Source organism: Streptococcus sp. NSSLK0004 (genome assembly GCF_059039125.1).
In genome coordinates this window covers 1,490,563-1,502,560 of record NZ_CM180142.1, presented here as the reverse complement: position 1 = coordinate 1,502,560, position 11,998 = coordinate 1,490,563, and the positions used below count along the sequence as shown (strand labels likewise).

General features: G+C 42.7%; 12 protein-coding genes and 1 pseudogene. 12 read left to right on the top strand and 1 reads right to left on the bottom strand.

All coding sequences use genetic code 11. The features are described 5' to 3' along the window. The first annotated feature begins 18 nt into the window (after window positions 1-18). Genes gatC through gatB form a run of 3 tightly spaced genes read left to right on the top strand, consistent with a single transcriptional unit; the run spans window position 19 to window position 3,226 of the window. The gene (gatC, locus tag AC4CS8_RS07810) at window positions 19-321 is read left to right on the top strand and encodes an Asp-tRNA(Asn)/Glu-tRNA(Gln) amidotransferase subunit GatC (protein WP_493892691.1); all 303 of its coding nucleotides are present in this window, start codon (window positions 19-21) and stop codon (window positions 319-321) included. Further along, entirely contained in the window at window positions 321-1,787 is a 1,467-nt protein-coding gene (gatA, locus tag AC4CS8_RS07805; RefSeq protein WP_493892690.1) for an Asp-tRNA(Asn)/Glu-tRNA(Gln) amidotransferase subunit GatA, read from the top strand. Before gatC ends, gatA begins: the two co-directional genes overlap by 1 nt. Beyond that, complete coding sequence (gatB, locus tag AC4CS8_RS07800) at window positions 1,787-3,226, top strand: Asp-tRNA(Asn)/Glu-tRNA(Gln) amidotransferase subunit GatB (RefSeq protein ID WP_493892689.1); 1,440 nt, start codon at window positions 1,787-1,789, stop codon at window positions 3,224-3,226. Before gatA ends, gatB begins: the two co-directional genes overlap by 1 nt. A 49-nt stretch (window positions 3,227-3,275) precedes the next feature. Here gatB and AC4CS8_RS07795 read toward each other — a convergent pair whose 3' ends face one another. Beyond that, the gene (locus AC4CS8_RS07795; protein ID WP_493892688.1) at window positions 3,276-4,274 is read right to left on the bottom strand and encodes a LacI family DNA-binding transcriptional regulator; all 999 of its coding nucleotides are present in this window, start codon (window positions 4,272-4,274) and stop codon (window positions 3,276-3,278) included. 133 nt (window positions 4,275-4,407) lie between these two features. Between AC4CS8_RS07795 and AC4CS8_RS07790 the strand changes: the two genes are divergently transcribed. From AC4CS8_RS07790 to AC4CS8_RS07750, 9 genes and pseudogenes are all read left to right on the top strand, one after another. Further along, on the top strand, window positions 4,408-5,580 hold the full coding sequence (locus AC4CS8_RS07790) for a galactokinase (protein ID WP_493892687.1): 1,173 nt from the start codon (window positions 4,408-4,410) through the stop codon (window positions 5,578-5,580). 9 nt (window positions 5,581-5,589) lie between these two features. Continuing rightward, window positions 5,590-7,065 carry a UDP-glucose--hexose-1-phosphate uridylyltransferase gene (gene galT, locus AC4CS8_RS07785; RefSeq protein WP_493892686.1) on the top strand — a complete coding sequence of 492 codons (1,476 nt, stop codon included), beginning with the start codon at window positions 5,590-5,592 and terminating at the stop codon, window positions 7,063-7,065. Window positions 7,066-7,245: 180 nt separating this feature from the next. Beyond that, window positions 7,246-8,181 (top strand): manganese-dependent inorganic pyrophosphatase, encoded by a 936-nt coding sequence (locus AC4CS8_RS07780; protein ID WP_493892685.1) that lies wholly within the window; start codon window positions 7,246-7,248, stop codon window positions 8,179-8,181. A gap of 95 nt (window positions 8,182-8,276) precedes the next feature. After that, on the top strand, window positions 8,277-8,741 hold the full coding sequence (locus AC4CS8_RS07775) for a DUF8821 family protein (RefSeq protein WP_105110388.1): 465 nt from the start codon (window positions 8,277-8,279) through the stop codon (window positions 8,739-8,741). A gap of 100 nt (window positions 8,742-8,841) precedes the next feature. Next, on the top strand, window positions 8,842-9,228 hold the full coding sequence (gene nmlR / locus AC4CS8_RS07770) for a stress response transcriptional regulator NmlR (RefSeq protein WP_493892684.1): 387 nt from the start codon (window positions 8,842-8,844) through the stop codon (window positions 9,226-9,228). 109 nt (window positions 9,229-9,337) lie between these two features. After that, window positions 9,338-9,558 (top strand): annotated as a pseudogene (locus tag AC4CS8_RS07765) (nuclear transport factor 2 family protein); the annotation flags it as partial. Window positions 9,559-9,683: 125 nt separating this feature from the next. Next, window positions 9,684-10,133: a DUF3290 domain-containing protein gene (locus AC4CS8_RS07760; protein ID WP_493892683.1), complete on the top strand. Its 450-nt coding sequence runs from the start codon at window positions 9,684-9,686 to the stop codon at window positions 10,131-10,133. 3 nt (window positions 10,134-10,136) lie between these two features. After that, complete coding sequence (locus tag AC4CS8_RS07755; protein ID WP_493892682.1) at window positions 10,137-10,769, top strand: DUF421 domain-containing protein; 633 nt, start codon at window positions 10,137-10,139, stop codon at window positions 10,767-10,769. A gap of 92 nt (window positions 10,770-10,861) precedes the next feature. Beyond that, a complete protein-coding gene (locus tag AC4CS8_RS07750) occupies window positions 10,862-11,986 on the top strand; it encodes an aminotransferase (RefSeq protein WP_493892681.1) in 1,125 nt (374 codons plus the stop codon). Window positions 11,987-11,998 lie beyond the last annotated feature (12 nt).

Below are 11,998 nucleotides of genomic sequence, written 5' to 3'. Positions count from 1 at the left end.
GTTTAGAAGGAGCAGAAGATGAAAATTTCTGAAGAAGAAGTCCGTCACGTTGCTAAGCTGTCAAAGCTAGAATTTTCGGACAAAGAAACAGCGGAATTTGCGACGACCTTGAGCAAGATTGTCGATATGGTTGAATTGCTCAATGAAGTGGATACGACAGGTGTTGCGGTAACGACCACTATGGCTGACCGTAAGAATGTCTTGCGAGCAGATATTGCCCAAAAAGGTGAGAGCCGTGAGGAGCTCTTTAAGAATGTGCCTGAATCACAAGATAACTTTATTAAGGTACCAGCTATTCTAGACGGGGGAGGAGATGCCTAATGACTTTTAACAATAAAACCATTGATGAATTGCATGACCTCCTTGTCAAAAAGGAGATTTCCGCGCTTGAGTTGACCAAATCGACCTTGGAAGATATCAAGAGTCGTGAGGGAGCTGTAGATGCTTTCTTATCTATTACTGAGGATGAGGCTCTGGCACAAGCAGCTGCGCTGGATGAAAAGGGGATTGATGCAGATAATGTCATGGCAGGGATTCCTTTGGCTGTCAAAGACAATATCTCCACTAGGGGTATATTGACGACTGCAGCTTCAAAAATGCTTTACAACTATGAGCCGATTTTTGATGCGACATCTGTTGCTCAGGCTTATGCTAAGGATATGATTGTCATTGGTAAGACCAATATGGACGAGTTTGCCATGGGTGGCTCTAATGAGAACTCTGCCTTCAAACCAACCAAAAACGCTTGGGATCAAACTAAGGTTCCTGGTGGTTCTTCGGGTGGTTCAGCGGCAGCTGTTGCTTCTGGTCAAGTCCGTTTGTCACTTGGTTCAGATACAGGTGGGTCCATTCGCCAGCCAGCAGCCTTTAATGGTATCGTTGGTATGAAGCCAACCTATGGAACAGTATCACGTTTTGGTTTGATTGCCTTTGGTTCATCGCTTGACCAAATCGGTCCATTCTCGCAAACAGTCAAAGAGAACGCTCAATTATTAAATGTTATTTCTGGTCACGATGTCAAAGATTCGACTTCTACCATCAATGAAATTGCAGATTTTACAAGCAAGATTGGTCAGGACATCAAAGGTTTGAAGATTGCTCTTCCAAAAGAATACATGGGAGAAGGGATTGATCCACAGGTCAAGGAAACGATTCTCAAGGCTGCTAAGCATTTGGAAAGTTTGGGTGCCATCATCGAGGAAGTCAGCCTGCCGCATTCGAAATACGGTGTTGCAGTTTACTACATCATCGCTTCATCTGAGGCATCTTCTAATTTGCAACGTTTTGACGGTATCCGTTACGGTTTCCGTGCAGAAGATGCGACTAACTTGGAAGAGATTTACGTGAAAACTCGTAGTCAAGGCTTTGGTGAAGAAGTGAAACGCCGTATTATGTTGGGAACCTTTAGCTTGTCATCTGGTTACTATGATGCTTACTTTAAGAAAGCTGGTCAGGTGCGTACCTTGATTATCCAAGATTTTGAAAAAGTTTTTGCTAACTATGACTTGATTTTGGGACCAACAGCTCCGACGGTTGCCTTTGGTTTGGACACGCTCAACCATGATCCTGTTGCTATGTACTTGGCGGATCTCTTGACTATTCCTGTCAACTTGGCAGGGCTTCCAGGTATTTCTATTCCTGCCGGTTTTGTGGAAGGCTTGCCAGTCGGCTTACAGTTGATTGGACCAAAATACTCAGAAGAGACAATCTACCAAGTAGCTGCTGCTTTTGAAGCAACAACAGACTACCATAAGCAACAACCAGTGATTTTTGGAGGTGCTAACTAATGAACTTTGAAACGATTATTGGTCTAGAAGTCCATGTGGAGTTAAATACCAACTCTAAGATTTTCTCACCTTCATCTGCTCATTTTGGTGAGGATCCAAATGCTAATACTAACGTGATTGACTGGTCATTCCCTGGTGTCCTTCCTGTTCTCAACAAGGGTGTTGTAGATGCAGGTATCAAGGCGGCCTTGGCTTTGAATATGGATATTCACAAGGAAATGCATTTTGACCGTAAAAATTATTTCTATCCTGATAATCCAAAAGCCTATCAGATTTCCCAGTTTGACGAGCCAATTGGCTACAATGGCTGGATTGAGATTGAATTAGAAGACGGTACAACTAAGAAAATCCGTATCGAACGTGCGCACTTGGAAGAAGATGCGGGTAAGAATACCCACGGAACTGATGGCTACTCTTATGTGGACCTCAACCGTCAGGGTGTGCCATTGATTGAGATTGTATCGGAAGCGGATATGCGTTCGCCTGAGGAAGCTTATGCTTACTTGACTGCTCTCAAGGAAATCATCCAATACACAGGTATTTCTGATGTGAAGATGGAAGAGGGTTCTATGCGCGTGGATGCCAATATTTCCCTTCGTCCTTATGGTCAGGAGGAATTTGGTACCAAGACTGAGTTGAAAAACCTGAACTCCTTCAACTATGTTCGTAAGGGATTGCAGTACGAAGTGGAGCGTCAAGCGAAAATCCTTCGTTCAGGTGGTCAAATTCAACAGGAAACTCGTCGTTATGATGAGTCAACAGGTGAGACCATTCTCATGCGGGTCAAGGAAGGTTCATCTGACTACCGTTATTTCCCAGAACCAGACCTACCCCTCTATGAGATTGACGATAGCTGGATTGAGGAAGTGCGTGCAGAATTGCCAGTCTTTCCGAAGGCTCGCCGTGCCAACTACGTGGATAAATTGGGCTTGACGTCTTATGATGCAGGTCAATTGACCTCGACCAAGGCTCTATCAGATTTCTTTGAGGCAGCAGTAGCCTTGGGTGGCGATGCTAAGCAGGTTTCCAACTGGTTGCAAGGGGACATCGCCCAGTTCCTTAATACAGACCAAACGACCATTGAGCAAATTGCACTGACGCCAGAAAGTCTGGTGGAAATGATTGGCTTGATTGCAGATGGAACAATTTCATCTAAGATTGCCAAGAAAGTTGTTGTCCATCTTGCGAAAAATGGTGGTTCAGCTAAGGAATACGTGGAGAAGGCTGGTTTGGTACAAATCTCAGACCCAGCAGCCTTGATTCCGATTATCCACCAAGTCTTTGCGGATAATCAAGCAGCGGTCGCAGACTTCAAGTCAGGCAAACGCAATGCGGACAAGGCCTTCACAGGTTACTTAATGAAAGCAACCAAGGGACAAGCCAACCCACAAGTTGCTCAACAACTCTTAGCTCAGGAATTGGCGAAATTGTTGGATTAATAGCTAAACAAAACCGAGAATTCAGTCGAACTCTCGGTTTTTTGCAATCTTAATATGAACTATCGCGAATAACCAGCAGGGTCCCCATCTTGATTTTACGTGGATGGTGGGGAGTCGGACTAGTTATCATACGGTCCAGTAGTTGCATAGCTTCTTGCCCCATTTCTTCGGTAAAGACGCTGATGGAAGACAGGGCAGGAAAAACCTGACGGGTGATAGCGGTATCGTTAAAGGTGATGAGCTGGACCCGTTCTGGTACAGGGATTTGTTTTTCCTGGAGGGCACGGAGAGCTCCGACCGCCAAGGTATCATTGGCCATGAAGAAGGCTGGTGGTAGTTGATCGCCCAAATCTTTTATAGCTTGACTCATCAGCTCATAGCCGGACTGAGTGGAGAACTTTCCTTGGTAGATGTAGTTTTCTTGTAGAATGCCCAAGGTGTCTAGATAGTCACGAAAGGCAGTCAGACGAGGATCTGTTGGCAGTTTATGACCGTCAGTTGTTTCTTCCTGCCCGACCAATAGGCCGATGTCTGTGATGGCTTGTTGACAGAAGTGGTCAATAACGGTCTGAACAGAGTGTTCAAAGTCAGTCGTGATACAGGAAAATCCATCGTTTAGTGTGTCAGAATCGACAAAAATTAAATTGGAAGACAAGCTTGCCAGCTCTGCTATTTGCTCAGAAGAAAATTTACCGACAGCAATGATGCCATACAATCCTTGAAGCAGGGGATTTGTTAGGTCGTTGAAGGAACGAATGATTTGGTAGCCGAGGAGGCTGGCAGTCTGCTCAATGCTGGCACGAATGGAATAATAGTAGAGGTCGGCTAATTCTTCGCTTTCGGTGTACCATTGGACAATGCCGATTGTACCTTTTTGCTGGGGTGCTTGTTTTTTGAGGTGTTTGGTATAGCCGAGTTCCTGAGCCAGAGCCAGGATTTTTTGGCGTGTTTCTTGTCCGACGGATAGGCTGGTATCGCCATTTAAAACTCTTGAAATGGTGGTGGGGGATAGGTCGGCTTTTTTAGCAATATCTTTGATGGTAACCATGCTTTTTCTCCTGTTTCTTTGTTTCTAGTATAGCATAAAAATTAAAATTAGTAAATTTTTAGTAAAAATATTGACTTTTATTTTCTAGAGTTGTACAATAAAAGAAAACGATTACAAAATTTAGGAGGTTCTTATGAACACAGAACAACTCAATCAAGCCTTTCTCGATATTTTTGGTCAAGAGGCTGATGCAACCTTCTTCTCACCAGGGCGGATTAATTTGATTGGTGAACATACAGACTATAATGGCGGGCATGTATTCCCAGCAGCTATTACCTTGGGAACATACGGAGCTGCCCGCAAGCGGGATGACCAGCTTCTACGTTTTTATTCAGCTAACTTTGAAGAGCTTGGCATTGTTGAAGTGGATTTGAACAATTTGGTCTTTGATAAAGCTGATAACTGGACCAACTACGCCAAAGGTGTTCTCAAATTCTTGCAAGAAGCAGGGCATACTATTGATACAGGTATGGAAGTCTTTGTTTACGGCAATATTCCAAATGGTTCAGGCTTGTCGTCATCTGCTTCCTTGGAACTCTTGATTGGGATTATTGCAGAAGAGTTGTATGGACTTGAGTTGACTCGTCTGGATTTGGTGAAGATTGGGAAACAAACTGAAAATCACTTTATCGGTGTTAATTCAGGCATTATGGACCAGTTTGCTATCGGTATGGGGGTTGACCAACGTGCCATTTACCTCGATACCAACACCTTAGAATATGACTTAGTTCCGCTGGATCTGGGTGACCACGTCATTGTCATCATGAACACCAACAAACGCCGGGAATTGGCAGATTCTAAGTACAATGAACGCCGTGCAGAGTGTGAAAAAGCAGTAGAAGAGTTGAATGCTGTGTTGAACATCCAAACTCTGGGTGAATTGGATGAATGGACCTTTGACCAGTATAGCTACCTAATCAAAGAGGAAAACCGTATCAAACGGGCCCGCCATGCAGTCTTGGAAAACCAACGAACCTTGCAGGCTCGTAAGGCTTTGGAAGAAGGAGATTTGGCAACCTTTGGTCGTCTCGTTAATGCTTCTCACGTTTCCTTGGAGCATGATTATGAAGTGACAGGTTTGGAGTTGGATACTCTTGCCCATACAGCTTGGGAGCAAGAAGGTGTCTTGGGTGCTCGTATGACTGGTGCAGGCTTTGGTGGCTGTGGTATTGCCATTGTCCACAAAGATAAGGTAGAAGCTTTTACTGAAAATGTCGGCAAGACCTACACAGAAGTTGTTGGCTATGAGCCAAGTTTCTATGTGGCGGAGATTGCTGGAGGCTCTCGCGTCTTATCTCGTAAATAGATTGGAGAAATGATGACAGGATTGGTGGATCGTTTTGTTGAGCAGGTTATTGCCAACAGTAGTTTTGAAGAGATGGATGCTCTGTACTTGCGAAATCGGGTCTTGGCTTTGGTTGGTGATCAAGCTCTGGTTGTTCAAACAGAACTTGAAGACTTGATTGAACTGAAAGATGAACTATTGGCTCAAGGAGTTCGATCTGGTTTTTTGGGAGAACTCTTGGAAGAGCAAGACATAGTAGGAGCTTGTTTAATGGACTTAATTACACCGAGTCCTAGTCAGGTCAATCGTGATTTTTGGCAAACCTATCAAGATAGTCCAGAACGAGCTATAAAGGACTTTTATGATTTAAGCAAACGCAATGATTATATTAAGGTTGCAGCTGTTGCGAAAAATATCTACTATCAAGTCCAGACAGAGTATGGAAATTTGGAAATTACTATTAATCTTTCCAAACCTGAAAAGGACCCCAAAGCTATTGCTGCGGCTCGCTTGGCGGAAGCTTCCAACTATCCTAAGTGTCTGCTCTGCATGGAAAATGAAGGGTATCAAGGACGCATTAATCATCCAGCGCGCGCCAACCATCGCATTATTCGTATGGATTTGGGACAGGAACAGTGGGGCTTCCAGTATTCGCCTTATGCCTATTATAATGAACACGCTATTTTCTTGAACCAAGAACATGTGCCAATGGTCATTAGTTCTCAGACTTTTGAACAACTCTTGGACTTGTTGGATTTGTTACCAGGCTATTTTGTCGGCTCCAACTCTGACTTACCAATCTCGGGTGGTTCCATCTTGACCCACAACCACTATCAAGGTGGGCGACACAGTTTTGCCATGGAAAAGGCACCAATCGAGAAAAACTTGGTGTTTGCAGGCTTTGAGTCCGTATCGGCAGGTATTGTCAAATGGCCTATGTCAGTCATTCGCTTGACTTCTGATGATAAGACAGCCCTTCTAAGTCTAGCAACTAAGATTTTGGAAAAATGGCGGAGCTACTCAGATGATGCCGTTCAGATTAAGGCTGAGACGGATGGGACTCCTCATCATACCATCACACCGATTGCTCGGAAACGAGGGGATTTGTATGAGCTTGATTTGGTTCTCCGCGACAATCAAACTTCGGAAGAATTTCCAGACGGTATCTACCACCCCCATCCAGATGTCCAGCATATCAAGAAAGAAAATATTGGCTTGATTGAGGTCATGGGCTTGGCCATCTTGCCACCGCGATTGAAGGCAGAGCTGGCTGAAGTAGAGAAATTCTTACTTGGTCAAGCTAGTCAAGTAGCCGCCTATCATCAGACATGGGCGGAAAGTCTGAAAACGGCTCATCCAGATGTGACAGAGGAAGAGGTCGGGCAAGTTGTTCGTGAATCAGTTGGTCAGATTTTTGCTCGTGTCTTGGAAGATGCAGGAGTGTACAAACGGACAGATGAAGGACAGGCGGCCTTTATGAAATTTATAGAATATGTGGGGATATAGGAAGAAAAAATAAATTGAGGAAATTGATTCTTCCCTAACGTTAACAAGTTGATTATGTCTAAGAAAAGCAATAGCGGTTCAAAAAGAGATAAGAATACTCTGACTAGAACTTCCCCAGTTCACAAGTCCTGCTATTTATGGTAAAATGTAGAGGATTATTAGAAAAATGAGGTTGTAGACATGTCTAAATTTTTAGTTTTTGGTCACCAAAATCCTGATACAGATGCCATTGCTTCATCTTATGGTTGGGCTCACTTGGAGCGTGAAGTATTTGGTCGCGATGCGGAAGCAGTTGCTCTTGGAACACCAAATGAAGAAACAGCTTTTGCTTTGAACTACTTTGGTGTAACTGTACCACGCGTGGTTGAATCAGCTAAGGCAGAAGGCGTTAGCCAAGTCATCTTGACAGACCACAACGAATTCCAACAATCTATCGCAGACATCAAGGATGTTGAAGTGGCAGCAGTTATTGACCACCACCGTGTCGCAAACTTTGAAACGGCAAATCCATTGTACATGCGTTTGGAGCCAGTAGGTTCAGCATCATCAATCGTTTACCGTGCCTTTAAAGAAAACGGAGTAACACCTCCAAAAGAAGTAGCTGGACTTCTCTTGTCAGGTTTGATTTCAGATACACTCTTGCTCAAATCTCCAACAACGCACGCAAGTGACCCACAAGTAGCGGCGGAATTGGCTGAAATTGCTGGTGTGAACTTGGAAGAATATGGCTTGGCACTCTTGAAAGCTGGTACCAACCTTGCTAGCAAGTCAGCAGCAGAATTGATTGACATCGACGCAAAAACGTTTGGTTTGAATGGCAATGATGTCCGTGTAGCACAGGTCAACACAGTAGACATCGCAGAAGTTTTGGAACGTCAAGCAGAAATCGAAGCTGCCATGACAGCGGCATCAGCAGCAAATGGCTATTCTGACTTTGTCTTGATGATTACAGACATCGTCAACTCAAACTCTGAAATTCTCGCACTTGGTAGCAACATGGACAAGGTAGAAGCAGCTTTCAACTTCAAGTTGGAAGACAACCATGCCTTCCTTCCTGGTGCTGTTTCACGTAAGAAACAAGTGGTGCCACAATTGACTGAGGCATTCAACGCTTAATCATTTTACTAGTCACCCTAAGGTAGATGGGGGTGACTTGGTATGAAAAACATTACCTAGCACCTTCGGGTGCTTTTTTCACTAAAGGAGAACTCATGTCCTACATAGTTAATTTCAAAGAAGTAGAAACAACGGGTTTGGAAGCAAGTCCAGTTTCAGATGTTTTAGCAGGTTTGCGTGCCAACGAGGCTCGCTATTTCTGGAACAAATACAAGCAGGAGTATGTGGTCTATACCCCAGAAGAAAAGCCTGAAATCCTGCCCTTCATCGAGAAGGTCTTGGCAGAGCGGGACATGGTATTTCCTTATACTCCCCTCAATGTAACCCAGTTTGAAGTGGACGGCATCCTCTGGTCTTTTGTTTTTTATGACAATGGCCTAGCTGTCAATGTCCTCTATACACTAGAAGAAGGTGGCAAACGAGCGGTCGGTTTCAAATTGTCAAACGGGATTGAGATTCCCAAAGAATTTGAAGGGAAATTCAAGTTTGCCCGCCAACGCTCCAAACTAGCAGGTGAAATCCGTGGCACTTTCTTTGTTGTCAAGGGTGAGTATTTATAGAATGGAAAATCTGAGGAGGCTCAGATTTTTTGTTATTACTTGACTTAGAGTTGACTTCAAGGTATATAATAGATGGTAGATTTTGCGAAAGGAGTAAATGATGAACATAGCAGAAGTCAGTCAAGCGACCGGTTTGTCGGCAGACACCATTCGCTACTATGAGCGGATAGGGCTTATTCCAAAAATTGCTCGTAAATCGGGTGGAGTACGGGTCTTTTCAGAAAACGACGTAGCCATTTTAGAATTTGTTCGTTGCTTTAGAAGTGCTGGTATGTCTATCGATCGTTTGATAGAGTACATGGGCTTGGTGCAGGAGGGAAATAGCACAGTTGAAGCTCGTATTGATTTATTAAAAGAGGAACAGGCTATCCTGCGGTCTCGTTTGTCAGAAATAGAACAGGCTCTGGAGAGATTGGATTACAAGATTGAGAACTACCAAACATTTTTGGAACAAAAGGAAAATCAATTATTTGGTGAAATTATGTGAAAAAACAGAAAGGGCTAAAACTAGACGATACTCTAATTGTTAGATTTCTTCTCTAACTTTTCTGAAGGAGTTCCAGCCTTTTTCTGTTTGTTCAGCTAGAAAGTGGTGTAAGGACTATCTGGTGGAGAATCACGTTACCTATGATTTTGTCTTTAAAGTCATGGGACAAGGGGAGTATGTCGTGGCCTATTCGAAAGTTTGGATTGCAGGTCAGGACTATGCCCACTTTGACATTTACTGCCTCAAAGATGGGAAAATTGTTGAACATTGGGACAACAAAGAAGTCATGCCAGAGAGAAAAAAGACTTGACGAATTTAGGGAAATTTTAAGTGGAAATGAGGAGCAGGCAGTCTTGGTTGAGATTGTCTGTTTTTTTGTGTATAGAAGCCTGCTTTTCCTTCCTGAAAAAGTATGTTATAATGGGAAAATCTGTTTGGAAAGGACAATTAGTTGCATGAACTTTTATGATTTAGATTACATTATCCAGAATCAATCGTTTAATTTAGTCTTGCGTTCGATTCTGTTAATAGGTGTACTGATTGTTGCTACTGCGACAGGTCTGTACTATATGAGAAACCGGATTAACACTCGCTTGCGGGATATTAGTATTGGTATGGTGATTTTGATGTTGATTGTCTTGGGGATTCAAATTGAAGATTATATGCAAAATAACCAAGATTTCACACAATCTCAAGTGTTGACACAGTTTATTAAGAGTGTCGCCATTGACAATCAAGTGTCAGAGAAAGAGGTTTATGTTAATTCAACAACGCTGAAAGATGGAATCATTGTGCGTTATAATGAGGAAAATTACACTGTCCACCTCAACAGTGACAATAATTCCTATACTCTGGTTCGGACACACGTTATTGATCATAATGTTTATATCAATGGGGAGAAGTAGAAGATGGATATGTACATATTAGTTGCCTGTAAATTTATTATCGGAATCTTTGTGATGATTTTACAAATTAATATTTTAGGAAAGTATGAGTTTTCTGCAAATACACCGCTCAATCAAATTCAAAACTATGTTCTTGGTGGGATCATTGGAGGAGTCATCTACAATAGCTCGATTTCTTTGTTGACCTTTGTCATCGTTCTTTTAATTTGGTCCTTGGTTGTCATCGTTGTGAAATTATTGGTGAATCAAAAGTGGGTTAAATCTTTGGTAGTTGGTAATCCTGTCGTTCTGGTGAAGAATGGTCAGGTCAATGTAGAAAACTGTATCCGTGTCGGCCTATCAGCCGACCAGCTCATGCTGCATATTCGTATGGCTGGTTTGCAGTCAACCAGAGACATTAAAAGTGCTATTATGGAGCCAAATGGTAGCTTGACGATTTTGGACAAACACTCCCAAAATCCCAAGTTTCCACTTATTAGCAATGCTCATATTAATGAGGATGTGTTGGATTTAACTGGCAAAAATCAGGAGTGGCTGCTGGAGCAATTGGAACAAAAAGGTCATCAATTACAAGATGTCTTTTTAGCAGAATATTTTGATGGACAAATTTATATTACACCTTATGTGGAGAAATAGTTCTCGAATATTAAACGTTTTGCTGTATATTTATACGATTTTATGAGAATATGGTACAATAGAAACTAGTATAAATTGAAGTTGGAATAAATATGAAATTACCACGTTTTGGCGTCGAGGAATGGCTGAATGTCCATGAAAACGACGCAATTTATGATATTGCGGGAGTGTCCATTTCTGCCTTGACCTTGGATGAATTGTTTGTCCTATCGGACACCAATCCTGAGGACTTTTATAAGAAATTGCAGAGCACCAAATTAAACTATGGTTGGATAGAAGGCTCGCCTGCATTCAAAGAATCAGTCAGTCAGCTCTATGAAAATGTGGCTCCAGAACAAATTCTTCAAACAAACGGAGCAACAGGGGCTAATCTGCTTGTTATATATGGTTTAATTGAACCGGAGGACCATGTCATTTCTCTTTATCCGACCTACCAGCAGCTCTATGATATTCCAAAATCTTTGGGAGCAGAAGTGGATTTGTGGCAGATTGAGGAGGAAAATGGTTGGTTGCCAGACTTGGAAAAACTGCGTCAGCTCATTCGCCCCAATACCAAGATGATCTGTATCAACAATGCCAACAATCCAACTGGTGCTGTCATGGATAGGGCTTACTTGGAAGAGTTGGCAAAAATTGCTGGAGAAGTTGGTGCTTACATTTTATCGGATGAAGTCTATCGTTCCTTCTCTGAGCAGGATATTCCCTCCATTATTGAAGTGTATGACAGAGGAATTGCAGTTAATAGCCTTTCCAAGACCTATTCCCTACCAGGAATTCGCGTTGGATGGGTAGCAGCAAATCTGGAAGTGACGGATATTCTAAGAGATTATCGGGACTATACTATGATTTGTGCGGGGGGGGTTGATGATATGGTTGCCCAGTTGGCACTAGCTCATCGCCAAGAGATTTTAAAGCGTAATAAACAAATTGTAGAAGAAAATCTAGCTATTTTGGACCGATGGATGGAAGAGGAGCCTTTGGTTTCCTATATTCGCCCAGCACTTGTATCAACTTCTTTTGTGAAAATTGATGTGGCTACGTCCATGGAAGAATTTTGTTTGCAACTCCTACAGGAACATGGTGTTCTGCTGGTACCTGGCAATCGCTTCGATCGTGAGGGCTATGTCCGTCTAGGATTTGCTTGTGAGCAAGAAACACTAATCAAAGGATTGGAAAAATTATCCCAATTTTTAAGAAGATTCGATAAAGAAAACTAGTTCAGTTGCTGA

What these genes read in the sequence shown, in the direction of transcription:
- gatC (WP_493892691.1), top strand. Translation starts at nt 19, where the DNA reads ATGAAAATTTCTGAAGAAGAAGTCCGTCACGTTGCTAAGCTGTCAAAG.
- gatA (WP_493892690.1), top strand. Translation starts at nt 321, where the DNA reads ATGACTTTTAACAATAAAACCATTGATGAATTGCATGACCTCCTTGTC.
- gatB (WP_493892689.1), top strand. Translation starts at nt 1,787, where the DNA reads ATGAACTTTGAAACGATTATTGGTCTAGAAGTCCATGTGGAGTTAAAT.
- AC4CS8_RS07795 (WP_493892688.1), bottom strand. Translation starts at nt 4,274, where the DNA reads ATGGTTACCATCAAAGATATTGCTAAAAAAGCCGACCTATCCCCCACC.
- AC4CS8_RS07790 (WP_493892687.1), top strand. Translation starts at nt 4,408, where the DNA reads ATGAACACAGAACAACTCAATCAAGCCTTTCTCGATATTTTTGGTCAA.
- galT (WP_493892686.1), top strand. Translation starts at nt 5,590, where the DNA reads ATGATGACAGGATTGGTGGATCGTTTTGTTGAGCAGGTTATTGCCAAC.
- AC4CS8_RS07780 (WP_493892685.1), top strand. Translation starts at nt 7,246, where the DNA reads ATGTCTAAATTTTTAGTTTTTGGTCACCAAAATCCTGATACAGATGCC.
- AC4CS8_RS07775 (WP_105110388.1), top strand. Translation starts at nt 8,277, where the DNA reads ATGTCCTACATAGTTAATTTCAAAGAAGTAGAAACAACGGGTTTGGAA.
- nmlR (WP_493892684.1), top strand. Translation starts at nt 8,842, where the DNA reads ATGAACATAGCAGAAGTCAGTCAAGCGACCGGTTTGTCGGCAGACACC.
- AC4CS8_RS07760 (WP_493892683.1), top strand. Translation starts at nt 9,684, where the DNA reads ATGAACTTTTATGATTTAGATTACATTATCCAGAATCAATCGTTTAAT.
- AC4CS8_RS07755 (WP_493892682.1), top strand. Translation starts at nt 10,137, where the DNA reads ATGGATATGTACATATTAGTTGCCTGTAAATTTATTATCGGAATCTTT.
- AC4CS8_RS07750 (WP_493892681.1), top strand. Translation starts at nt 10,862, where the DNA reads ATGAAATTACCACGTTTTGGCGTCGAGGAATGGCTGAATGTCCATGAA.